This is a genomic window from Bacillus sp. HY001, assembly GCF_007558965.1.
Taxonomy (GTDB): Bacteria; Bacillota; Bacilli; order Bacillales; family Bacillaceae_G; genus Bacillus_A; species Bacillus_A mobilis.
This window is the reverse complement of record NZ_VLTE01000033.1, coordinates 47,388-71,406: the sequence shown is the minus strand read 5'-3', so window position 1 is coordinate 71,406 and position 24,019 is coordinate 47,388. Positions and strand designations below refer to the sequence as shown.

The 24,019-nt window shown below is 34.2% G+C and carries 18 protein-coding genes and 2 pseudogenes; 13 read left to right on the top strand and 7 right to left on the bottom strand.

Annotated elements, in window-relative coordinates:
* Nucleotides 1–51 precede the first annotated feature (51 nt).
* Entirely contained in the window at nucleotides 52–1,578 is a 1,527-nt protein-coding gene (locus tag FOT98_RS18040; protein WP_063262198.1) for an FAD-dependent oxidoreductase, read from the bottom strand.
* Between the two features lie 583 nt (nucleotides 1,579–2,161).
* Between FOT98_RS18040 and desB the strand changes: the two genes are divergently transcribed.
* Entirely contained in the window at nucleotides 2,162–3,247 is a 1,086-nt protein-coding gene (gene desB / locus FOT98_RS18035; RefSeq protein ID WP_000661225.1) for a Delta(10) desaturase DesB, read from the top strand.
* 52 nt (nucleotides 3,248–3,299) lie between these two features.
* Here desB and FOT98_RS18030 read toward each other — a convergent pair whose 3' ends face one another.
* The 4 genes from FOT98_RS18030 to FOT98_RS18015 all read right to left on the bottom strand — a co-directional run bounded on the left by FOT98_RS18030 (nucleotide 3,300) and on the right by FOT98_RS18015 (nucleotide 7,598).
* Nucleotides 3,300–3,992, bottom strand: coding sequence for an amino acid ABC transporter permease (locus FOT98_RS18030; RefSeq protein WP_063262197.1), 693 nt, complete (start codon nucleotides 3,990–3,992; stop codon nucleotides 3,300–3,302).
* A 93-nt stretch (nucleotides 3,993–4,085) separates the two neighbouring features.
* Nucleotides 4,086–4,880: an ABC transporter substrate-binding protein gene (locus FOT98_RS18025; protein ID WP_063262196.1), complete on the bottom strand. Its 795-nt coding sequence runs from the start codon at nucleotides 4,878–4,880 to the stop codon at nucleotides 4,086–4,088.
* A 100-nt stretch (nucleotides 4,881–4,980) separates the two neighbouring features.
* Nucleotides 4,981–5,703, bottom strand: a complete 723-nt coding sequence (locus FOT98_RS18020) for an amino acid ABC transporter ATP-binding protein (RefSeq protein WP_063262195.1) — start codon at nucleotides 5,701–5,703, stop codon at nucleotides 4,981–4,983.
* 179 nt (nucleotides 5,704–5,882) lie between these two features.
* Complete coding sequence (locus FOT98_RS18015) at nucleotides 5,883–7,598, bottom strand: methyl-accepting chemotaxis protein (RefSeq protein ID WP_063262194.1); 1,716 nt, start codon at nucleotides 7,596–7,598, stop codon at nucleotides 5,883–5,885.
* A 203-nt stretch (nucleotides 7,599–7,801) separates the two neighbouring features.
* Between FOT98_RS18015 and FOT98_RS33565 the strand changes: the two are divergent.
* Nucleotides 7,802–8,152, top strand: a pseudogene (locus FOT98_RS33565) (HAMP domain-containing protein); the annotation flags it as partial.
* On the top strand, nucleotides 8,144–9,094 hold the full coding sequence (locus tag FOT98_RS18010) for a methyl-accepting chemotaxis protein (RefSeq protein WP_411931508.1): 951 nt from the start codon (nucleotides 8,144–8,146) through the stop codon (nucleotides 9,092–9,094). The pseudogene FOT98_RS33565 and the gene FOT98_RS18010, both read left to right, overlap by 9 nt.
* A gap of 31 nt (nucleotides 9,095–9,125) precedes the next feature.
* Here the strand turns inward: FOT98_RS18010 and FOT98_RS18005 are convergent, their stop codons facing one another.
* Entirely contained in the window at nucleotides 9,126–10,460 is a 1,335-nt protein-coding gene (locus FOT98_RS18005) for an FAD-binding oxidoreductase (RefSeq protein ID WP_063262193.1), read from the bottom strand.
* Between the two features lie 245 nt (nucleotides 10,461–10,705).
* Here FOT98_RS18005 and FOT98_RS18000 point away from each other — a divergent pair, with 245 nt between their 5' ends.
* The 6 genes and pseudogenes from FOT98_RS18000 to FOT98_RS17975 form a co-directional block, all read left to right on the top strand.
* Complete coding sequence (locus FOT98_RS18000) at nucleotides 10,706–12,370, top strand: glycoside hydrolase family 13 protein (protein ID WP_063262192.1); 1,665 nt, start codon at nucleotides 10,706–10,708, stop codon at nucleotides 12,368–12,370.
* Between the two features lie 205 nt (nucleotides 12,371–12,575).
* Nucleotides 12,576–14,213 (top strand): PTS transporter subunit IIBC, encoded by a 1,638-nt coding sequence (locus FOT98_RS17995; RefSeq protein WP_063262191.1) that lies wholly within the window; start codon nucleotides 12,576–12,578, stop codon nucleotides 14,211–14,213.
* Nucleotides 14,214–14,217: 4 nt separating this feature from the next.
* The gene (locus FOT98_RS17990) at nucleotides 14,218–15,009 is read left to right on the top strand and encodes an endonuclease/exonuclease/phosphatase family protein (RefSeq protein ID WP_063262190.1); all 792 of its coding nucleotides are present in this window, start codon (nucleotides 14,218–14,220) and stop codon (nucleotides 15,007–15,009) included.
* A gap of 306 nt (nucleotides 15,010–15,315) precedes the next feature.
* Complete coding sequence (locus tag FOT98_RS17985) at nucleotides 15,316–18,141, top strand: YhgE/Pip domain-containing protein (protein WP_063262189.1); 2,826 nt, start codon at nucleotides 15,316–15,318, stop codon at nucleotides 18,139–18,141.
* Nucleotides 18,142–18,333: 192 nt separating this feature from the next.
* Nucleotides 18,334–20,523, top strand: a complete 2,190-nt coding sequence (gene topB, locus FOT98_RS17980) for a DNA topoisomerase III (protein ID WP_063262188.1) — start codon at nucleotides 18,334–18,336, stop codon at nucleotides 20,521–20,523.
* Between the two features lie 107 nt (nucleotides 20,524–20,630).
* Nucleotides 20,631–21,038: pseudogene (locus FOT98_RS17975) on the top strand (DDE-type integrase/transposase/recombinase); the annotation flags it as partial.
* Nucleotides 21,039–21,107: 69 nt separating this feature from the next.
* Here FOT98_RS17975 and FOT98_RS17970 read toward each other — a convergent pair.
* Nucleotides 21,108–21,428, bottom strand: a complete 321-nt coding sequence (locus FOT98_RS17970; RefSeq protein ID WP_063262218.1) for a PadR family transcriptional regulator — start codon at nucleotides 21,426–21,428, stop codon at nucleotides 21,108–21,110.
* Nucleotides 21,429–21,894: 466 nt separating this feature from the next.
* On the opposite strand from FOT98_RS17970, the gene FOT98_RS32980 reads away from it, so the two are divergent.
* The 4 genes from FOT98_RS32980 to FOT98_RS17965 all read left to right on the top strand — a co-directional run bounded on the left by FOT98_RS32980 (nucleotide 21,895) and on the right by FOT98_RS17965 (nucleotide 23,980).
* Complete coding sequence (locus FOT98_RS32980; protein ID WP_257150069.1) at nucleotides 21,895–22,023, top strand: hypothetical protein; 129 nt, start codon at nucleotides 21,895–21,897, stop codon at nucleotides 22,021–22,023.
* Between the two features lie 18 nt (nucleotides 22,024–22,041).
* Nucleotides 22,042–22,170, top strand: a complete 129-nt coding sequence (locus tag FOT98_RS32975; protein WP_257150070.1) for a hypothetical protein — start codon at nucleotides 22,042–22,044, stop codon at nucleotides 22,168–22,170.
* A 204-nt stretch (nucleotides 22,171–22,374) separates the two neighbouring features.
* Nucleotides 22,375–22,509 (top strand): hypothetical protein, encoded by a 135-nt coding sequence (locus tag FOT98_RS32970; protein ID WP_257145089.1) that lies wholly within the window; start codon nucleotides 22,375–22,377, stop codon nucleotides 22,507–22,509.
* 235 nt (nucleotides 22,510–22,744) lie between these two features.
* Nucleotides 22,745–23,980, top strand: coding sequence for a hypothetical protein (locus FOT98_RS17965; RefSeq protein WP_063262187.1), 1,236 nt, complete (start codon nucleotides 22,745–22,747; stop codon nucleotides 23,978–23,980).
* Nucleotides 23,981–24,019 lie beyond the last annotated feature (39 nt).

Sequence of the window (24,019 nt, the reverse complement as noted above, 5' to 3'; positions counted from 1 at the left end):
TATAACAAATAAAGAAGTTCAACAGGAAACCTGTTGAACTTCTTTATTTGTTTACTCATTATCAACTCGTTTTAACGGTTGATCTGCTGGACCTTCCATAACATCGCCCTCAATTGAAAAGCGGGAACCGTGGCAAGGACAGTCCCAAGTACAATCACCATTATTCCACTCAACCTCGCAGCCAAGATGTGTACAAGTTGTATCGACAATATGTAATTTTCCATCTTTGTCCTTATAAGCACCTGCTCGTTTCCCATTAACATGTACGACAGATCCTTCACCAACTTCGAGATCTTCTGGTTTACGTAATGCGGTTTCGATCTTTCCTTCAATTAAATGTTTCGCAACATCGATGTTCTGGGAGAGGAACGTTTTTATATCTGGATTTGCATGGAAGCGTGATGGTGCATACAGTTCTTTATAAGGACTGTGGACTTTTAGAATGGAGTCCTTCAGTAAATGAGCGGCAGCAGTTCCAGTTGTCATTCCCCATTTACGATATCCAGTTGCAACAAATATATTTGGATTCCTTTCATTAATATGTCCGATATAAGGAAGTTTATCTAGCGTGATTAAATCTTGTGCTGACCATCTATAGGGAACTTCATCTACTCCAAACGTTGCTTCCGCAAAAGAATACAGTGCTTCGTAATGAAGCATCGTGTTAATTCCTTGTCCTGTTTTATGACTTTCTCCGCCAATTAAAATTAATCTTTCCCCATTGTTTGTTGTATAGCGTAAGGAGCGTTTGGGATCATCAATGCTTAAATACATGCCACCTGGATAATCCGTTTTTGCTTTGATTGCAAGAGCATAAGAGCGCTCAGCATACATTCGTGTAAAGAAAAAGCTATTTGCATCATAAAAAGGAAAATGCGAGCAAGAGACAACATATTTGCAAGTGATGCGATGTCCGCCCTTTGTAATGACTTGTGGATAATCACCTTTTTCCACGTCAATAGCTGTTGTTTGTTCATAAACTTTTCCGCCCATCTCTACAAACTTTTCTAAAAGTGTTTTCAAATAAAGGATGGGATGGAATTGTGCTTGGTTTTTCATGACCAGTGCAGATTGTACGGGAATCGGAATCGATAGAGATTGAACATAGTCACAAGGTATATTTAATTTTTGATAGGCTTCATATTCTTTTGATAAATTTCTTAATCCATTATCAGTAGTTGTATATAAATATGAATCTTCATTTGAGAAATTACAGTCGATTTTATATGTTTGTACAGTTTCATTTATAAATTGAAGAGCATGATTATTTGATTCATAGTAAAGCCTCGCTTTTTCCAAGCCGAAATGATTGATTAATTCATCATAAATAAGATCGTGTTGCGCTGTTACCTTTGCTGTTGTATGCCCAGTCGTTCCATTTAAAATGAGACCAGAATCAATTAAAACAACGTTCATACCTTCTTTTGCAAGTAAATAGGCAGTCGTGATGCCTGTAATCCCAGCTCCGATAACAGCAACTTCAGTTTTTGTATCTTCAGATAAATGAGGAAAAGTAGGGACTTGAGTAGATTCAATCCAATAGGATAATGGAAATTGTGGAAATGTATCGCTTGTCATTATAAAAACCTCCCGATTTTAGAACAATTTTCCTTTTAATATTTCCATATGATATGAAATTCATGTGTGTTGTTTTATAAGGTGTCTATTTTTATTAAAAGAAAGATAAAATTATTTTAATATAATTATTTAATGTCATCGGTATGAAGAGGTAGGAGTTGTGTAAAGCTAGATTCAAGTGAGTTTATTTGTTGTTTACACCGAGAGTTCTTGAATAACATAGAGTCTATAGTATGTCAGTGTATGTATATGCATGATGGGTGAAACCTTATAAAGTCTATGTTTTTTCTTTAGTGAAATAAAGTATGATTATAAAAATATAACCAACTTTTATTACTAGGTCATAAAAGTTGTTGACAATATAGAAATTCTATTGATATGATTCATCATGTGGAAAGGTTGATAGAGAGTAAAAAGAGAAATGTTTTTCATTGATAATAAAAGCGAAAAAATAAGTGACGATAGAGTGAGTATATTTTCCTTATAATAGATGCTTTTTTTGATCACCTAGTAAAATCAATCTGGAAGCAAGAATTGATATATGTAAGTTGCGCAAGGCGCGGCATAAGAAAGGGGCAAAAGGATGAAGGAGCTTCATACGTTTGGGTGGTATGCAGCACGTGTATCACCACATTTGCCGAAAAAAGCATTTAAACCAGTTCCTACTCGTTTATTTGGTGGACTGGCTTATTTGCTTGTGGCATTGGCGGGGTTAATATCGATTGGTGTATTTGAATTGAATGTGTGGGCGAATCTAGGAATTGCGATTGTTCTTGGATTATGTTTTGCTTCACTTGGGTTTTTAGGGCACGAAATTTTACATGGAACTGTTGTAAGAAAAGCATGGCTTCGTGATTTCTTAGGCGCGATCGCATTTATGCCATTATCAACAGGTCCTAAACTTTGGAGAAAGTGGCATAATGCAACGCATCACGTTCATACACAACATGAAGAGAATGATCCAGATGCATGGCCGACACTTGAGAAGCTTAAGAAGAGTAAGTTTTTGAGCTGGGTATATCGTATGCCTCTTCATGTACGGTCATTCTTTAGTTTTCTGTCATTAACCATTCAATTTACATTGCATTCGACTCGAATGTTCTTTCATTTTATAAAAGAATTTAAGTCATCCAATCAAAAATCTGTATGGCTTCAACTTCTTTTGCCTTGGACAGTTTGGATTAGTTTATTGTTTATTATGGGACCTGGAAAATGGTTATTTGCATATGTGATTCCGTTGTTAATTGCTAACTTTATTGTAATGGCATATATCGCAACAAATCACCGCTTAAATCCAATTGTTCCAGTAAATGATCCATTAGCAAACTGTTTATCAGTAACAGTGCCGCGCTGGGTAGACGTTTTACATTTCAATTTCTCATATCATACAGAACACCATTTGTTCCCTGCTATGAGCTCTAAATACTATCCGTTAGTAAAAGAGAAAATTAAAGAAATGTGGCCGGAACGCTATCATGAGATGCCAATGACAAAAGCTTTGGCAGCGCTATGGAATACACCACGTGTGTATTATCAAGGAAGTGAATTAGTGGATCCGCATAGAGAGCATTTCTATGGTTCTTTAGGAAATGGACTAGATCCTCATAATATTTCATATCGTGAGGAACATATAGAGGAAGAAGAGAGTATTAAAAAAGTAAATCAGTAAAAATTGATATATTTTGCAGTGAAAAAGCAAGCCATCTTAGGCTTGCTTTTTCTTATAAAGAGACTTCTTTTTTATTCTTTCTACTAACTTGAACTGAATTGGTTTCTTTTCTTTGTAATCGTTGCTCTAAAAGATTAACAAAGTAAGTAAATAGAAGAACAAGTACGAGGTAATATAAACCAACAATTATGTATGTATCTAATTGTTGGAAGTTACTTGCAGCAATTGATAAACCTGAACCCCATAATTCGGACAATCCTACATATGCAACGAGCGAAGAATCCTTTAATCCAATAATAAACTGATTTCCTAAAGGAGGAAGAGATTGACGAAATGCTTGCGGCAATATAATACGGCGCATTGCTAAAGGGTAAGGCATACCTAGAGAGCGAGCGGCTTCTAACTGTCCACGGTCGACAGATTGAATGGATCCGCGGAAAATTTCAGTAATATATGCACCGTTATGGATTGCTAAAGCAATTGCTCCTGCCCAAAAAGGAGTGAAAACAACAACGGATGTAATCCCAAAATAGAGAATGGCAATTTGAACAATTAAAGGTGTACCGCGAATAATGGCGATATATACATGAGCAATACTATTTAAAATCTTATTGCTAGAGATTCGAAAAAAAGCGAATAGTAATCCAATTAGTGAACCGAGTACTAGGGAAGTTAATGTTAATTGTAATGTGACAATAGTAGCCTTTAAGAGTGTGGGATAAGTAGACATGAAAATTTCAAACATATGTGTCACCTCATATTGTATGGATTTTGGTAGGGAATGAAATACCCCACATAAAAAGTGGGGCATAATGTATGAAACATTTGACTAGCTAATTTACTTCGTTTTTTCCTCTTCACCGAGAATATTACGCCCAAACCATTTTTTACTAATTTTTTCATACGTACCATCTTTAATGATTTCATCTAAAGCTTTATTTACTTTCTCAACCATTTCTTTATCATCTTTACGAATAGCAATTCCCATTTCATCAAGATTTAATGGTTTTCCAGCTTCTTTTATATTTGATTTCCCTTCTTTGATCATACGTAAACCGACCATTTGATCAGTGATTACTGCGTCAACACGCCCAGGCTCTAAATCCATAAGTGCAGTAATATCGCTATCGTATTCTGTGATTTGATCTGTATGTTTTGCAACAAGGGATTTAAAGGTACTAGCCTTTACAACACCAATTTTCTTACCTTTCAAATCTTCTGGAGAAGAGATAGATGTATTCTTTTTAGCCACAAAAATTTGGGCACCAGAACGATAATAAGGATTTGAGAAATTAACAGCTTTTAAGCGTTCTTCTGTAATTGCCATACTACCCAATATAGCATCATATTTTTTCGATTGTAGACCTTGAATTAGCGTTTCCCACGGATTTGTAATAGGAGTGGGTTTCATATTCATTTTTTTCGCAAGTGCCTCACCAATTTCCACATCAAAACCGGCAAGCTTTCCGTCATTTTCTTTATAGTTAAAAGGTTTATATAAGCCACTCATCGCATAACGGAATTCTTTTTCACCATTTGAAGAAGTAGTAGCACTTTCCTTACTACAGGCTCCTAGTATGAAGGATGTACATAATGTAATACTCGCAACAATGGTTAATAGTTTTCTTTTCATAAAACCCCTCCTATATATTGATCATACGGATGGTTTTAAGTATGTTATTGAGTTGTGCACCGTATGAATGTATTTCTTTTCGTTTGAAACAGAAGTTACATTATAAAACGTTGCGTAAAAATTGTTTTGCTCGTTCATGTGATGGAGCTGAAAAGAATTGCGCTGGCGGAGCGTCCTCTACAATTTTTCCATCATCCATAAAAATGACGCGATCAGCTACATCTCTTGCGAAATTCATTTCATGAGTAACAATAATCATGGTCATTCCTTCTTCAGCAAGTTCTTTCATAACTTGCAATACTTCTCCAACAAGTTCAGGGTCTAAGGCTGAGGTAGGTTCATCAAATAGCATAATTTTAGGGTTCATAGCAAGAGCTCGTGCTATAGCAATGCGCTGTTTTTGACCACCTGATAGGAGGTGAGGCGTCACATCTGCTTTATCTTGTAGGCCGACTTTTTGCAATAGCTGATTTCCGATTTCCTTTGCGTTTGTTGCTTCTAATTTTTTTACATGAATAGGTGCTTCTATGATGTTTTCTAGTGAGGTCATATGGGGAAAGAGGTTAAAGTGCTGAAAAACCATACCGACATTCTCGCGGACTTTGTTTAAATTTGAATGCTTAGGATCAATTTGTTCCCCTTGTAAGTGAATTTCACCTTCATCGTACATTTCTAAAAAGTTCAGACAGCGAAGTAATGTACTTTTACCGGAACCACTGGCACCAATTAAAACAACAACTTCTTTTTCTTTTACTTCTAAATCAATTCCTTTTAAAACATCAAGTGAGCCGAATGATTTTACTAGATTTCGAACCTGAATCATACAAAACCCCCAGTCAAAAATATATTTTGCAAATGTTGCCCCTTATTTCTGTTATTAGCCACAAATTGTCAGAATCCTTCATTTTTTTCGGAGGATAGTTCCTATATAAATAAATCTGAATGTATAATTCAATTAGAAAGACCACCTAATTTAGGTGGTCTTTCCTATGCTTACAAATTTTAAATTTTAAATTGAGTTGCGAACGCTTCTAATTCTTCAACAAGTTTTTGCATTTGAAGAGACATATTTGTAATATCCTGTATTGATACCGACTGGGCTTGTGAAGATTGAGATGTATAATTAGTCTCCGAAACTATATTTTGTGAAATTGAAGAGATATTAATAAGTGCGCTATTTATTTCTTCTGAGCTTGCTGACATTTCTTCTGCACTTGCTGTTATATCTTGTATTTGATCTGTAACCTCATTAATATGATTCACGATATTATGGAATGCTAATTTTGCATTTTGAACGGCATGAATGCCTTCTTGAATTTCTTGTTGTCCTTTCCCCATAACGTTGACTACATCTTTTGTATCATTTTGTACGAGTAAGTTTAGTTTTGTTATATCTGTAGCTGCTTGTTTTGATTGTTCAGCAAGCTTACGAACTTCTTCAGACACAACTGCGAATCCTTTTCCATGTTCACCGGCGCGAGCAGATTCAATGGCAGCGTTTAAAGATAATAGATTTGTTTGTTCAGAAATGTAAGTAATAGTTTGTAATGCTTTATCGATATCTTGTGTACGAACAACTAATTGATCTACCACTTTATATATTTCATCCATGACGGTATGGATAGTTGTCATTTGAGAAATAGATTTCTCAATGATTTCGCTTCCTATATTCGCCTTATCAGAAGTAGAAATAGCTAAGTTTGAAATCGTTGTAGAAGATTCAGCTATGCTTTGCACGCCATTTGCTATTTCATCCATAGCTGTAGAACTATCTTTAATATTCGCAGACTGATCATTAATATGGTGAGACAACTGCTTCATTGTATTTGCAATGTTATCCATAGTGGAAGAGGAAACGGTTGCTGTTTCAACAATGTGGTTTGTAGAGCCTTTTACTTTTGCACTTGTTTGAATCACATTGTTAATAATTTGCTGTAAATTTAATATCATTTCATCAAAACTATTAAACATATGACCAAATTCATGACGATATTGTTTTGGTACAGCAACGGTTAAATCACCTTTTCCAGCTGTATTCATTATGTTTCGTAATGAATTGATTGGATTGATAATAGATTTAGCAGTAAATAAGGAGATAAGAATGCAAAGAACTAAACATGCAATGAATAAAATAATTGTTACGCTTATCACTTGCTTATAAGAGTGTTGACTTTCGTTATACAGATTTTCAGCTATCTTTTCGTTATAATCACTAAGATTTTTTAAAGAATCTACTGTAGCCGATAAATTAGGTTCAACTGTAGTTAGATAAAATGAATATGCTTGATTAAGTTTATTCTCTTTAATGAGATCAAGCATTTGAGCACGATGCTTTTCATAGTTTGCAAGTTTTTCTTTATATTGGTTGAGGAGTTTTTTTTCTTCGCCTGTTACATATGTATTTTCATATTGAGCTCGTAATTTTTCGGTTTCTTTATTTGCATCATTTAATTTAATTAAAATTGTAGTACGTCGATTCTCATCTTCAGTAATAATGAGTTCCTTTACATAACTAAACTCTTGGTACATGCTGCTCTCAATAGAGCCTAGCCATTTAATAGGTTGTAGACGATCCACATATACTGTTTGAAGCTGTTTGTGCATTTGTTGTAAATTTATATAATTTACAACGCTAATAATTAGTATGGAAAGAATGGGTACTGCCACTAACAATATCAATCTGTTTATAACATTTAAACGATCTAAAGTTTTTAACATAGAATCACCTAACCTTACATTATTTAGTTGAATATATAATTGGCATCCAAATAAAAGTATACATTATTTTTATTCTATATACAGAAAAAGTAATGTAATGAATATGTAAATAAAAAAACAAAAATCGATATATCTTTCTATAAGGAAAATATGGATAATAATATATAGATAGTATGTATATTACTTATGAGGAGGAATGAGAAATGGAAAAGGAGAAGAAAACTTTTTCCTTTGGTTTACGTACACAACTTATGCTATTTACTACAGTTTTAGCTTTTATTACATATTCAACAAGTATATTTTTTATTTACGTGATATACGATTATTTTCAAAGTTATGTAAGTCAAACTGTCTATAATATTATCGTTATGTTATTAGGTGTAGTATGGTCTGGAATTTTAGCGTATGGAGCAGCAATCTTTTTAATTAAACCGCTTCGAAAATTGGAGGAGGCTGCAAGGAAGGCCGCCGATGGTGATATTCGTGAAGATGTCCCGTTACCAAAAACAGATGATGAGATTAAATCTTTAAGTGTTGCATTCAATATGATGCTAGGGAACTTAAGAGGTATGGTAAAAAATATTGATACTACATTTTCGTATACAAATAATCAAGTTCAGCAAATTAGAAGACAAACAGGGGAAGCAACAAAGCAAGCACGAGGTGTGTCTGAAACCCTTGCAGAGATTTCTTCTGGCGCGGAGCAATCAGCAGCGTCCATTCAGGCGATTGTTTCGGCTGTCGATACAACAACTTCCATTGCAAGTGAAGTAGAAGAAAAAGCAAAACAGTCTGACGAGTTGTCTTTAGAAATGGTTCAAGCTTTAGGGCAAAGTACACGAGTCTTTACTTCCTTAATTCAAGGTATTCAAACATTGGCAAAAGAAAATGAAAATTCGATGCAAAATGTACAGAAGTTAGAAGAACGTATGAAACAAGTGGAACATATCGTTTCTGTTGTGAGTGAGATTGCTAGTCAAACGAACTTATTAGCACTGAATGCTTCTATTGAAGCAGCCCGTGCTGGAGAGCATGGAAGGGGCTTTGCAGTTGTAGCTGAAGAAGTACGTAAACTTGCTGATGAAAGCGATCATTCTGCAAGAAATATATCGCAATTATTACAGAATATGCAAGAGGAAGTGCAACAAGTCGCATTGAAAATGACAGAGCAAGTGAAAACAGCTAAAGAAGAGGCACAACGTGGGGCAGCTACCGAATTAATTTTAAAAGAAATGTCATCGAGTATTATGGAAGTTGCCGATGCAACGAAGCAAATTAGTGGCTATATGAACGAACAAGTGAGTCACATTCATCAAACAGGAGCACAGACGAAGGCTGTAGCAGCAATTGCTGAGGAAACATCAGCTGGTTCACAAGAAGTAGCACGTGTGACGTTGCAACAATCAAAAAATATGGTACTAATCGATCAATTATTAAAGGATTTAGAGAAGCAAGCAGCGGACTTGAAACAAACAATTGAACGATTCTCAATGTAAAAAGGAAGAACAGCATTCTGTTCTTCCTTTTTTACGTATGAAAAGGAGGGATACTCTGTTGAAAATGAAAAACATTGCACGGATCATATATGGTTTTCACTTTGCGCAATTTTTGAAAGTTAGGACCATAATAACTAGTTTGCCAATTTTTAATGTCGATATCGGGCCAATTGACATAGTCACCTAGTGTATAGGGATCTAAGCTTTCTCGTAAGTCTTTAACCCAGCGTATGTTAAGATTTTCTTCATCATCGCATTTCCAAGAGGTAATGTATTCTTGCGCAATAATTGCTTTACGATGAAAATAAGCTGTTTCGGTAGGCGGAATATTTTCAACAGCACCTACGAGCGATTGGTGCCAAATACTCGCATCTTTATTTGGAGCATGAGAAAGAAAATGTTGCATGATTTGAATTCCTTTAAGAGGGATAGGTTTATACACGTAGGAACCAGAACGCTTAAACTTTTCAGGAATATTACCGCTATTAAAGAATTGAACCGCTTTTATATACGGAACTTCATCTATAAAAAGTGAGGGGGTACCAGTTTCAAGAAGAGGAGATAATAAGGAATGGAGTTCAGAGGGAGGGCCAACAAATTCACCTTTTACTTCAATTTTATTTCGTTGCTTTGCGAATAATTCAATTGATGAAGTGAGACGCTCGTCTATATAAGGTGCCCAGTTTTGCCACGCTTGAAATGCAGCGATAAAATCTTCCCATTCCCATGTAATTGAGAAGATTGATACATTCTTTATAGAATGCACTCGAAAAGTTAAAGAAGTAACAATTCCGAAGTTTCCACCACCACCACCGCGGCATGCCCAAAACAAGTTATGGTTTTCATGTTCGTTTGCGCGAATGATTTTTGCTCCAAATTTACCGCACGCTTGTACCATTTCAACTTCTACTAATTGATCACATGTTAATCCAAATAAGCGTGAAAGCATACCGATACCACCGCCAAGTACTAATCCAACAATTCCAACGCTTGCACTTGTACCAGCTGGTATTGTCACACCATAATTCCAAAGCTCTTTATAAACAGTGCCAAGATTTGCACCAGCTTCAATTGTTGCTGTTAATGTATCTGTATTAACAGTAATGCGATGCATTTCACTCACATCAATAATAAGTCCTCTATTTAAAAGAGAAAAATTTTCATAGCTATGACGGCCGCTTCTTAAGCGAAATGGTACATGACGTTCGCGTGCCCATTTTAAAGCATTGCACACATCATTTTTATTTTGGCAAAAAACAATAATACAAGGGAGTTTTGGAATACTTAAATTTAAATTCATTCGGGCTACGTCATAGTCAGGATCTGAGGGAACAACGATACGACCTGTTAATTTTGTTTGTTTCAATTTATCACTCCTTTCTAAAAATAAGCAGTGCTTTTTATTAATATATGAAAAGCGTATATAACGTGCGTGGACAAGAGCAGGTGAGGAATGAGATTTGCTTTTGTGAGAAATAAATAAAGCATAAGAATAAGGAATCTACATAGAGTTCAATGAAAACAGTTGCAAACTATTCATATTTTGTTATGATAGTGTTACGAAAACGTTTGCATAAATTTTCCGATGGGATGCAAAAGGAGAGAATGACTATGAATAAGACATGGTGGAAAGAAGCGGTTGCTTATCAAATTTACCCACGTAGCTTTATGGATTCAAATGGTGATGGTGTTGGAGATTTACAAGGTATTATTGCGAAACTAGATTATTTAAAAGATTTAGGTATAGATGTAATTTGGATTTGTCCAATGTATAAGTCACCTAATGATGATAATGGTTATGACATTAGTGATTATCAAGATATCATGGATGAGTTTGGTACGATGGAAGACTTTGATGCTTTACTAGATGAAGTTCATAAGCGTGATATGAAGCTTATTATTGATTTAGTTATTAATCATACGAGTGATGAACATCCATGGTTTATTGAGTCGCGTTCATCTAAAGACAATCCGAAGCGTGATTGGTATATTTGGCACGATGGTAAAGATGGTGCGGAACCAAACAACTGGGAAAGTATTTTTAATGGTTCGGCATGGGAATATGATGAAGTAACAGGACAATATTATTTACATTTATTCTCGCGTAAACAACCAGATTTAAACTGGGAGAATAAAGAAGTTCGCGAAGTGTTATACGATACAGTTAATTGGTGGCTTGATAAAGGAATTGATGGTTTCCGAGTGGATGCAATTAGCCATATTAAAAAAGAAGATGGCTTTAAAGATATGCCAAATCCAAAAGAACTAAAGTATGTACCATCTTTTGATAAACATATGAATGTGGATGGTATTCAACCTTTATTAGAAGAGTTAAAAGAAAATACGTTTTCTAAGTACGATATTATGACTGTTGGTGAAGCCAATGGTGTTAAGATTGAAGATGCTGAGCTTTGGGTTGGAGAAGAGCAAGGTAAGTTCAATATGGTATTCCAATTCGAGCATTTAAGTTTATGGGATGCAGAGAAGAAGAAAGACCTTGATGTTGTAGGATTGAAAAAGGTATTAACGAAATGGCAAAAAGGGTTAGAAAATAAAGGATGGAATGCTTTATATATTGAGAATCACGATAAGCCACGTATCGTTTCCACTTGGGGAGATGATAAACAATATTGGCGTGAAAGTGCAACAGCTCTTGGAGCAATGTATTTCTTTATGCACGGTACACCGTTTATTTATCAAGGACAAGAAATTGGGATGACGAATGTTCAATTCCCAAATATTGAAGATTACGATGATGTAGCAATTAAAAATTTATATCGTGAGAAAATTGCAGAGGGTGTATCACATCAAGATATGATGGAGATTATATGGGCTTCTTGCCGCGATAATTCACGTACACCTATGCAGTGGAACGATGAGATGAATGCTGGCTTTACAACAAGTGCACCTTGGTTTGGTATGAATCCAAACTACAAAGAAATTAATGTTGAAAAGCAGAAGGATGAAGAAAACTCTATTTTCAACTTCTATAAGAAAATGATTGCCCTGAAAAAAGAGCATGATGTACTGAATTACGGTACGTACGATTTACTTTTAGAAGATGATCCGCAAATTTATGTATATACTCGTACATTAAACGATGAAAAAATCGTTGTAATTAGTAATATCTCAAAAGAGGAAGCAGTGTATAATGAGGGCTCATTTGCACTAGAACGCAAACGTTTGCTTTTAAATAACTATAAAGTTGCGGAACATGAACAAGTGACGACAATTACGTTAAAGCCCTATGAAACAAGGGTTTATCGCATTTCGTAATAAAAAAGGATGCTCTTAGAGCATCTTTTTTTATGAAAAAAAATAAATTTCTATTGCAAAGTGAAAACGCTTTTATTAAAATAGATTTATGAAAACGGTTGCGTAAAGATAAAAATAAAGTAACATAAGGAATCGTTTTCATAATAGAAACAGAAATTATAATTTAAATCATTATGTTGTTATAAATAAAGGGGAGGAAGAACAGATGAAAATTACGTCTTTTGATTTTTGGCAAAAGTTCGGGAAAGCATTATTAGTTGTTGTAGCTGTAATGCCAGCAGCTGGTTTAATGATTTCTATCGGTAAGTTAATTGGGATGTCTGCTGGGGATATTAACGCAGTTCATACAATCGCTCGCGTAATGGAAGACATCGGTTGGGCAATTATTACAAATCTACACATCTTATTCGCAGTAGCAATTGGGGGATCTTGGGCGAAGGATCGCGCAGGTGGTGCATTTGCAGCGCTATTAGCATTCGTCTTAACGAACAGAATTACAGGAGCTATATTTGGCGTAAACGCTCAAATGTTAGCGGATTCAAAAGCGACAGTTTCTTCAGTATTAGCAGGAGATTTAGTTGTAAAAGATTACTTTACTTCTGTACTTGGTGCACCAGCATTAAACATGGGAGTTTTCGTAGGGATTATCACAGGTTTCTTAGGAGCTACTTTATATAACAAATATTATAACTATAACAAACTGCCACAGGCATTAGCATTCTTTAATGGAAAACGATTCGTACCATTCGTTGTAATTGTTTGGTCTACAGTTACTGCAATTGTATTATCACTTTTATGGCCATTCATCCAAAGTGGATTAAATGAATTTGGTCGCTGGATTGCAGCATCTAAAGATAGTGCACCAGTTGTTGCACCATTTGTATATGGAACGTTAGAGCGTTTACTATTACCATTCGGTTTACATCATATGTTAACGATTCCGATGAACTACACAGAGCTAGGCGGAACGTATACGATGTTAACTGGCTCAAAAGTGGGACAAATTGTAGCAGGACAAGATCCATTATGGCTTGCATGGATTACAGATTTAAATAACTTATTAGCAAATGGAGATACAAAAGCATATAACGATCTATTAAATAATGTTGTACCAGCTCGTTTCAAAGCTGGACAAGTTATCGGTTCAACAGCAGCGTTAATGGGTATTGCTTTCGCGATGTTCCGTAATGTTGATAAAGAAAAGCGTGCAAAATATAAACCAATGTTCTTATCTGCAGCATTAGCAGTATTCTTAACAGGTGTAACAGAACCAATTGAATTCATGTTCATGTTTATTGCTCCAGTATTGTATGTTGTATATGCAATTACAACAGGACTTGCATTCGCATTAGCAGATTTAATTAACTTACGTGTTCACGCATTTGGATTTATTGAGTTAATTACTCGTACACCGATGATGGTTAATGCAGGATTAACTAGAGATTTAATCAATTTCGTTATCGTTTCATTAGTATTCTTCGGTCTGAACTTTACATTATTCAATTTCTTAATTAAAAAGTTTAACTTACCAACACCAGGACGTGCAGGTAACTACATTGATAATGAAGATGAGTCATTAGAAGGAACAGGAAATGTACAAGATGGTTCATTAGCGACAAAAGTTATTGATTTATTAGGTGGTAAAGAAAATATTGCTGACGTAGATGCTTGTATGACGCGTTTACGTGTAACAGTAAAAGACTTAGATGTTGTTGCACCAGAAGCACAATGGAAACAAAATGGTGCTTTAGGACTTATCGTAAAAGATAAAGGTGTACAAGCAGTATATGGCCCGAAAGCTGATGTATTAAAGTCAGACATTCAAGATATGTTAGGTGCGTAATAAGATGAAATTGCTAACTTTAAACTGTCACTCTTGGCAAGAAGAGAATCAACTAGAAAAGATAAAATATCTTGCTAATGTCATTCAAGAAGAAGATTATGATGTGATCGCATTGCAAGAGGTAAGTCAGTCTATACAAGCTGAAAATGTATGCGGTCACAAGAAAAAAGATAATTTTGGACTTTTACTATTAGAAGAGTTAAGAGCGTTACATGTAAAAGATTACAATATTACTTGGGATTTCTCTCATATTGGATATGATGTGTATGAAGAAGGATTAGCGATTCTAACGAAACATAATGTTATAAAAGAAGATACGTTTTTTGTATCAGAAAATAAGGATACAAAGTATTGGAAAACACGCAAAATTGTAAGTGCAACAATTGCTTATAATGGTAAGAACATCACGTTTTACTCTTGTCACCTCGGTTGGTGGAATGATGAAGAAGAGTCATTCAAAGGTCAAGTTGATCGTTTAATGGAGCGTGTAAATCGCAATGAACTTTCCTTCTTAATGGGTGATTTTAATAATAATGCCCGTTTGCAAGGAGAGGGTTATGAGTATATGATGCAAAAAGGTTTGTATGACACATATGAACTAGCAACAGAGAAGGATGAAGGAACGACTGTCCAAGGTGAGATTGCTGGTTGGGATGAAAATAAACATAATTTACGAATCGATCTAATATTGTGTAACCAAAATGAAAAAGTTCGCTCTTCAAAAGTCATTTTTAATGGTACAAACCGAAATGTAATTTCAGATCATTTCGGTGTAGAAGTACAAGTAGATATATAATAGAAGAAAACCTCACAGATAATGAAAAGCTGTGAGGATTTTTTTTAGGAATACAAGTATTTCCAAGAGAAAATACTTGTATTTTTTATGACATTTCCTATATATTTGTTATTATTGAATGTAAAACTAATTTGGTCATTTTGTATGCATACTTTTTTTACTTCGTTATATAATGAAGTAAGTGAAATATTTAATGGGAAAAATAGTGTGTTTTCGTTTAATCCACGATGTAGAAAGTGATATAATTGCAAAATGTATGTATCATTTTCTAAAGAAGGAAAAATATATAATTAGGTGATAACTTCTATGAAACAAATTTGGCGTATTTATAAGACAGATTTACGGAATGTAGCTAAACATTGGGCTGCAATTGTTATTGTTTTAGGGTTAATGATTTTACCATCGTTATATGCATGGTTTAACATTAAAGCTTCTTGGGATCCATATGGAAATACAAAAGAGGTTCCCATTGCAGTTTCTAACCAAGATGCAGGCTCTAATTTAAGAGGGAAAGATATCAATATCGGGGACGAGATTGTAGATTCTCTTAAGAAAAACAAAAATCTTGGGTGGAAATTCGTAGATCAAAAACAAGCAATTTACGGAGTTGAGCGCGGGGATTACTATGCAAGTATTACAATCCCAAAAGATTTCTCTGAAAAGATTGCAACTGTTCTGGATGAAAATCCACAAAAGCCAGAACTTGATTACTATGTAAATGAAAAAGTAAATGCGATTGCACCGAAAATTACAGCAAAAGGTGCATCAGGTATTACAGAAGAAATTAGTAAAAACTTTGTTAAAACAGCAAACGGTGAGATTTTTAAAGTTTTTAATGATCTTGGAATCGATTTAGAAACAAACTTACCAAGTATCGAGAAAGTAAAAGATCTCGTGTTTAAGTTAGAAGCGCAGTTCCCAGAAATGAATACATTAATGGATAAGGCGTTAGATGATGCGACTCGAGCAGAGGATCTGGTAAAAGTAGCTCAGAAAGAGTTGCCAGTTGTAGAAAGTGTTATCAATGATGGGCAAGAAGCGTTAGGGAACTTAGATAAGTTCTTTGCCAACAATGATGAAACATTAAAGAATGCACCTGGAACAATGAGGAATAATTTAACTGTAGCAAAAGATGTAATGGATAAGGCCAATACTTTTACGAACTTTTTAATGAATCCAGGGATAGACCTTTCTGGTATGAAGGGATTACCGGAGTTTCCAGCACGCCCGGATCTTTCAAAGATGAACGATGAAGGTTATAAAAATATTGCAAGAAACATTAATCAAACAGTGAATAATGTTTTAAACTCAGCACGTGCAGGAACAGCATACGGGAAAAGTGTTGTGAATGGATTGCAAAATGGCCAGTTTGATCCAGAAAAGGCAAAACAAGACCTTAATGCGGTTTCTGAAAATCTTCAAGGTCGTACAGATAGTATTGCATACCTTATTAATGTATTTACTGAACTTCAAAAATCGGCAACGACTGATTTTGGTCAAAGCTTTTTCCAAGGGCGAGTGGATCGCTTAACTAAGCTGAAAAGCGGTATGGAAAATGCAAACAACGGTATTAAAGATATTGTAAATGTTATCGGTACAGGACAAGAAGTAAAGAAAGATGTAACAGATGTAGCGAATCAAAAATTAGATGCAGCAAATGGATTAATTGATCAAGCGGAAAAAGATTATAATGAAACGTTTGTAGCAGATTATAAAAAAGCAGTTAGCACAGTCGATCAAGCTAAAGCTGATGCAAATGAAGCATACGATAGTGTGAAAAATGAATATGAAAAGGCAAAAAATAATTTTGAAGGTGTTATAGCAGACGTAAATAATAGAGGTGTTAATGGATTAGATAGTACAAAAGTAGCTTTAAATGATTTAAATGGTCAACTACAAGCTACTAATAATCTAATTGGTGATGCGATTCCGGTTCTAGAAAGTACAAATAAGGTATTAGCAGATGTAAATAGTGACAAAAACCTTAATGGCGGAATTGCAAAATTAAACAAAATACAAAATTCTGTTCAAAAAGGTATAGATGCAACGAATAAGGCAACTACACTAATCAATAATGGACAGAAGCCTACAAAAGAGGTCGTAGAAAGTATTAATGAAGCAACTAAAAATGCTTCAGCTCAATTAGGCGATTTCTTAGCAACATATGATTCAGAAATCGTTCCAAACTTTAACACAGCAATTGAACGTACGAAACGTATGTCTAAAAACACATCTCAAATTTTAAAAGAAGCAGACAAAAAGCTTCCAGATGTTAAAAAGCTACTAGAAGATTCATCAAAAGGCTTAGTAGACGGTAAAAAGAAATTAACAGACATTAAGGCTGACATGCCGGAAACTGAGAAAAAGATTAAAGACTTAGCAAATAAAATTCGTGATTTTGAATCGGAAGAGGATATAAAAGACATCATACGCTTATTGAAAAATGATGTTGAAAAGCAAAGTGACTACTTTGCGAATCCAGTAAATTTAAAAGAGAATAAATTATTTGCGATGCCGAACTATGGTTCAGCAATGTCACCATTCTATACAGTGCTTGCATTATGGGTAGGCGCATTATTAATGGTTTCATTATTAACAGTAGAAGTACACGAAGAGGGCGCGAATTATAAGAGCCATGAAATTTACTTCGGACGTTTATTAACATTCTTAACGATAGGTCTTTCACAGGCGTTTATCGTATCGATGGGAGATATATTCTTACTCGGTACGTACGTAGTCGATAAGTTCTGGTTTGTATTATTTAGTTTATTTATTGGTGGGGTCTTCGTTTGTATCGTATACTCACTCGTTTCTATTTTCGGAAACGTTGGGAAATCGATGGCGATCATTTTACTTGTACTGCAAGTAGCAGGATCGGGTGGAACATTCCCAATTCAAATGACACCAGCGTTCTTCCAAGCAATTTATCCGTTCTTACCGTTCACATACGCAATTAGTGCAATTCGTGAAACAGTAGGCGGAATGCTATGGGATATTGTAACTCGAGATTTACTTGTGTTAAGTGCTTTCGTAGTAATTATGATTGTTGCTGCGTTATTACTGAAAACACCAATTAACAAATCGAGTGAAAAATTCGTTGAGAACGCAAAAGGAAGTAAAATTATTCATTAATAATAAAAGGTTCCTACCGATAGAGGTAGGAACCTTTTTATTTAATCGAATTTTAATTTCTTTAAAGCTTCTGTTTGGTGATTCTTAAACGAGTTATGTCAATTATGACTGATATATAAGGTGCCCCTTACAGCTCTTCTTGAAAACTGTGGTATATTAAACAGTATATAGTTAGTAAAGGAGTTTGAATAAATGGCAAAGAGTGTAGTAATTGCTGAGAAACCATCAGTTGCACGTGATATAGCAAAAGTATTAAAGTGTACAAAAAAAGGTAATGGATTTTTAGAAGGTGACAAATACATCGTGACTTGGGCTCTTGGGCATTTAGTGACGCTTGCAGATCCTGAGGCTTATGATAATAAGTATAAAACATGGAATCTTGAAGATCTTCCAATGCTTCCAGAACGTATGAAATTAGTTGTTATAAAACAAACGGGAAAACAGTTTAATGCTGTGAAACATCAAATTACCCGAAATGATGTTAATGAGCTGATTGTGGCTACCGATGCAGGAAGAGAGGGCGAATTAGTCGCACGTTGGATAATTGAAAAAGCAAAAGTAAATAAACCAATTAAGCGTTTATGGATTTCTTCTGTAACAGACAAAGCCATTAAAGAAGGTTTTAATAATTTGAAACCAGGTAAAGCTTATGACAATTTATACGCTTCAGCTGTTGCACGTTCAGAAGCAGATTGGTATATCGGTTTAAATGCTACTCGTGCACTAACAACAAAATTCAATGCGCAACTAAACTGCGGTCGTGTCCAAACACCTACTGTTGCTATGATCGCTAATCGTGAAGATGAAATAAAGAACTTCAAAGCTCAAACTTACTACGGCATTGAAGCACAAACAACAAATCAGTTAAAACTAACTTGGCAAGATGCAAATGGCAATAGCCGCAGTTTTAATAAAGAAAAAATTGATAGTATTGTAAAAGGTTTAGATAAACATAATGCTAATGTTGTGGAAATTGATAAAAAACAGAAGAAGTCATTCTCTCCTGGTCTTTATGATTTAACTGAATTGCAGCGTGATGCAAATAAAAAGTTCGGTTACTCTGCAAAAGAAACATTAAACATTATGCAGAAATTATATGAGCAACACAAAGTGCTAACATACCCTCGTACAGATTCGCGTTACATTTCATCTGATATCGTTGGAACACTTCCAGAACGTCTAAAGGCGTGCGGAGTTGGAGAATATCGTTCTTTAGCACATAAAGTATTACAAAAGCCTATCAAGGCTAATAAATCATTTGTTGATGATAGTAAAGTAAGCGATCATCATGCGATTATTCCAACAGAAGGATACGTTAACTTCTCAGCATTCACAGATAAAGAACGCAAAATTTATGATTTAGTTGTAAAACGTTTCTTAGCTGTTTTATTCCCAGCATTCGAATACGAACAACTAACGTTACGCACAAAGGTCGGCAATGAAACATTCATTGCACGCGGAAAAACGATTTTACATGCTGGTTGGAAGGAAGTATACGAAAATCGATTTGAAGACGATGATGTAACTGATGACGTAAAAGAGCAGATTCTACCTCACATTGAAAAGGGCGATACATTAACTGTAAAGTTACTTATGCAAACATCAGGTCAAACGAAAGCACCTGCACGCTTTAATGAAGCAACTTTACTTTCAGCAATGGAGAATCCTACAAAATATATGGATACGCAAAATAAACAACTTGCTGATACGTTAAAATCGACTGGTGGATTAGGTACTGTAGCGACACGTGCAGATATTATCGACAAACTTTTCAACTCTTTCTTAATTGAAAAACGTGGTAAAGATATTCACATTACATCAAAAGGTCGTCAATTACTTGATTTAGTACCAGAAGAATTAAAATCCCCTACACTAACTGGTGAATGGGAACAAAAACTTGAAGCAATTGCAAAGGGTAAACTGAAAAAAGAAGTATTCATTTCGGAAATGAAGAACTATACGAAAGAAATTGTTTCTGAAATAAAATCGAGTGATAAAAAATATAAACATGACAACATTTCAACAAAGTCTTGTCCAGACTGCGGTAAACCAATGCTAGAGGTAAACGGCAAAAAAGGAAAAATGCTCGTTTGCCAAGACCGTGAATGTGGTCATCGTAAAAATGTATCTCGTACAACAAACGCTCGTTGTCCTCAGTGTAAGAAAAAATTAGAATTACGTGGTGAAGGTGCAGGACAAATCTTTACATGTAAATGTGGCTATCGCGAGAAATTATCCACATTCCAAGAAAGACGTAAAAAAGAATCTGGAAACAAAGCTGATAAGCGCGACGTTCAAAAATATATGAAACAACAGAACAAAGAAGAAGAACCATTAAACAACCCATTTGCAGAAGCATTAAAAGGATTGAAGTTTAATTAAAGTGGATTCTTAATGAATACCAATGGATTGTCAAAAGATAAATTGTTTTATAATTTAAAAGAAACCAATGTACTTTTATTTTAAAGTTTAGTTCTTGTTTAGAAGCTTCGAAAGGAAACACAATTGATTTTTTTCCTAAACAAAACAAGAAACCAGAAGGCTGCAAAGCGCTTTTTCAAGAAAGCTTTGCGGTCTTTTTATTTTTCAAAGCCATGTGTTATAACAGTCTATAAGAACCCAGCTTATCCTGTAGCAATTGAACAGTTAAAAAAAGAAAAAAGCATACCTGATGGTATGCAATTTAGACAACAAAAGTACTTGAATAACATAGTAGAACAAGATCATCGCTTTATAAAGAAGCGATGATCTTGTTCTATGCTAGGGTTCAAATGTTTTGATACAGCTACATCCATTCTTTCTGGAGTAGGAGTCAAAAAGAACAGCTTGATTTACGGGACCAGTCTGTCCAAAATCAGAAAGAATTCATTCAGCAATTGTTTGGATTTGCAGCATAAGCTACAATTCCGTTAGGAATATATGCGCTTTATGCTCTTTTATTTTAGCAATAGAACTAGAATTACTTACTATTCTTTATTAAAAATACTCAGGCCATTTTGAACAGTGCGTTGTAATCGTTTAAATTCAAGTTCTAAAACTTCTTTACCTAAGGAGGTTAGTACGTAATATTTCTTCCTATCCATGGATGCTACCTCAACAATTAGCTTTTCATTCAATAACTTTTTTGTATTCCCATACAATGTACCAGGTCCAAGTTTGACTTCTCCATGTGTAAGAGTTTCTACCGCTTGCATAATTCCATAACCATGTAGGGGTTTTAGTAATGATAATAAAATATAGTATTTTGCTTCTGTTAATGGGATGTATTGCCCTGCTGCATTATTTATTATAGCCACCTCCGATATATCGTTAATCGATATTTTAAGGCGTTTTTCCAATAAAAGCAACCAATGTTATTTTTAATATATACATTGGAAGAAAAAATTGAGGCACGTTCAATTAATCTGTTTTGAAAGTGCACTCTAAATAAAGGTGGTGCTCATGCCGTTAATTTTGGGCATAGATAGTTTTAGTATTAAAGGACAGGTTTGAATCTTTATATTACCACTAAATTTTTTTTTGATTACTAGTTACTAAATGAATATGCATTATTGCATATTCATTATTCGTAATTTTGTGTTATCCTTAAATTGTTATATATGGTATTTATTTATTATTTTCCTCCCAGATGATGGGTGGAAAATAATAATTAAAAATCATATATTGAATCATTTATTTTGTTTATATATATAATTTAATAAATGATTTTTAGTTGATGCCTCTGAAGGATAAATGAAAGGAGATGAACGAATAATGTTATGTCTAAAATTCTTAGAAATTGAAACTGAAGAATTAAATTGCGGCTGGTGCATGGGCGCTGGAGTAGTTGTAGGTGCAGGTGCCTCTGTAGGAGTCGGTGTTGGCATTGCTATATTAACATAAGGAATGATTAATGTAATTATGAAAAAATTATACTTTAAAGAAATTCAATTAGAAGAACTGAACTCGACACCATTATGGGCTCAAACAGCAGCTATGGCTGGGGTAGGAGCAGCAGCAGGCGTTGGGGTACTTATTATCGTAACCTGATTATGTGTATATTTCATTTTGTAAGGAGGTGAAAAGAATGAAGAAATTATATTTTAAAGAAGTTGAATTAGAAGAGTTAAATTCGTTCTGGGAGGGAGTAGCTACTGGAGCAGCTATTGGAGCAGGTCTTGCCGGTGGATTACTTGTAATTACATGATCACAGCAGTAAAAAAATAAAAAATTCAAATAAGGAGGCGAAAAAGTATGAAGAAATTATTCTTTAAAGAAATTGAATTAGAGGAATTAAATTCACATGGTACGGACTTCTGGACTGGAGTGGGCATTGGAGCAGGTGTTGTGGGTGCAGGAGCTACAGTAGCTGGAGTAATACTTACATGATTAATATCCATAATCAGTATATATATATTATAATCCCTGCATTAATAGTGTTAGGATTGGTTGCTATTATTAATAGTACTAATTTATACATTAATATTCTTTTAGGAACGTTAATGACTATAGGCTCTGGGATTTTAGTAAGTAATGTACTACAGAAACGTAATAATTAAATTAAATAGATTGTAAGATAAAAAACTTCAGAGGTATCAACTAGAAAAATCAGGGGGACAAACTTATGATTGGAATTTCTTGTGTAATTGAGGAGCAAGGTTTATTTAAAAATGCATTAGAAAGTAACTCAAAAGAGTTACTTTCTAATGCATCTATCGATATACATTTTGATAAATTTGATTTTGATAATAACACATTTATTGATTTTGTTGACTATCTAGATTTTCAAGAGTATCAAAAATATATATTTATCGTCAGTGGTAGCTTGGAAAGAATATATAAGTTAGTGGGATTTTTAGAAAAGGAAGTAGAAGGAACTGAATTTTATATAGTAAATGATAATTTAGAAATGAAACATGGTAATTTAGAGTTGCTAGATGTATTACAGCCTTTAAAAGGAAAATTCCAAATAGATCAAGAAAAGATGAAGATGACTCATTTACTATATTTAAGAAATGGGTTAATGTCATTGTTCTCAGGGGTATACCCGCATACTATAAATAAAAATTTATTAAAACATCTATACATGGATAATAGCAAAAATATTAAAAGTATTAACGCGGAAGTTTACTATAATATGGCAATTAATAGCTCGATTTTTATAGATCAATCAAGTGAGGAAGTTGAATTTGAAGCGGATTCCTTGAAACAAGTACCTAATATTATTCTTTTTAACAATACATTAACAAATTTCCAAAAAGAGGATTTAATTTCTGTAGATAAAGATGAGTTCGATACCTTAATAAGCAAGTTTAAACAAACGAGTGTAGTCGAGAACATGCAAAGTAAAAAAGCAATTTTTGATTATGCAAGTTTGACAGAAACTATTACAAATAATAGATTATTTTTCTTTTCGGATGGAATTTTCAATGATTATATGAAAGAGAATCTAGTTTCAAGAAATATTAATTTAAGTTATTTTGATATTTTGTCAAAATATCAGACGAATAATGGAGAACAAGATAAGTATGATTCTGTAATTAAGAGTATATTTCCATTGATATTCAATCTATCATCATCATTTAAGGGGGATGAAACCACCTTTATTACGCCATATACAAAGAATACATTGGATCCATTAATAGATACAATTGTTGAATTTAAGCTAATTGGTATTAAAAACAATAAAGGTTCTTTTGTTTATAATATCCAGACAAATAAAATTTTTGAAACAAACGCAACGTTCCTTGAAATTTTAGAAGCGGATCAAAAAAATAATCATAATTTTCTAAAGGAACGTTTTAATGAACAATATGATGAGATTTTGAATGAATATAAGGGATTGGTGGAAAATGCATAGTAAGTATATATTTGGTCCCTTTTTGAAGAAAATACAGAA

Excerpts from the sequence above, each read along its gene's own strand:
- FOT98_RS18040 (WP_063262198.1), bottom strand. The coding sequence starts at position 1,578 with ATGACAAGCGATACATTTCCACAATTTCCATTATCCTATTGGATTGAA.
- desB (WP_000661225.1), top strand. The coding sequence starts at position 2,162 with ATGAAGGAGCTTCATACGTTTGGGTGGTATGCAGCACGTGTATCACCA.
- FOT98_RS18030 (WP_063262197.1), bottom strand. The coding sequence starts at position 3,992 with ATGTTTGAAATTTTCATGTCTACTTATCCCACACTCTTAAAGGCTACT.
- FOT98_RS18025 (WP_063262196.1), bottom strand. The coding sequence starts at position 4,880 with ATGAAAAGAAAACTATTAACCATTGTTGCGAGTATTACATTATGTACA.
- FOT98_RS18020 (WP_063262195.1), bottom strand. The coding sequence starts at position 5,703 with ATGATTCAGGTTCGAAATCTAGTAAAATCATTCGGCTCACTTGATGTT.
- FOT98_RS18015 (WP_063262194.1), bottom strand. The coding sequence starts at position 7,598 with ATGTTAAAAACTTTAGATCGTTTAAATGTTATAAACAGATTGATATTG.
- FOT98_RS18010 (WP_411931508.1), top strand. The coding sequence starts at position 8,144 with ATGATGCTAGGGAACTTAAGAGGTATGGTAAAAAATATTGATACTACA.
- FOT98_RS18000 (WP_063262192.1), top strand. The coding sequence starts at position 10,706 with ATGAATAAGACATGGTGGAAAGAAGCGGTTGCTTATCAAATTTACCCA.
- FOT98_RS17995 (WP_063262191.1), top strand. The coding sequence starts at position 12,576 with ATGAAAATTACGTCTTTTGATTTTTGGCAAAAGTTCGGGAAAGCATTA.
- FOT98_RS17990 (WP_063262190.1), top strand. The coding sequence starts at position 14,218 with ATGAAATTGCTAACTTTAAACTGTCACTCTTGGCAAGAAGAGAATCAA.
- FOT98_RS17985 (WP_063262189.1), top strand. The coding sequence starts at position 15,316 with ATGAAACAAATTTGGCGTATTTATAAGACAGATTTACGGAATGTAGCT.
- topB (WP_063262188.1), top strand. The coding sequence starts at position 18,334 with ATGGCAAAGAGTGTAGTAATTGCTGAGAAACCATCAGTTGCACGTGAT.
- FOT98_RS32980 (WP_257150069.1), top strand. The coding sequence starts at position 21,895 with ATGTTATGTCTAAAATTCTTAGAAATTGAAACTGAAGAATTAAATTGC.
- FOT98_RS32975 (WP_257150070.1), top strand. The coding sequence starts at position 22,042 with ATGAAAAAATTATACTTTAAAGAAATTCAATTAGAAGAACTGAACTCG.
- FOT98_RS32970 (WP_257145089.1), top strand. The coding sequence starts at position 22,375 with ATGAAGAAATTATTCTTTAAAGAAATTGAATTAGAGGAATTAAATTCA.
- FOT98_RS17965 (WP_063262187.1), top strand. The coding sequence starts at position 22,745 with ATGATTGGAATTTCTTGTGTAATTGAGGAGCAAGGTTTATTTAAAAAT.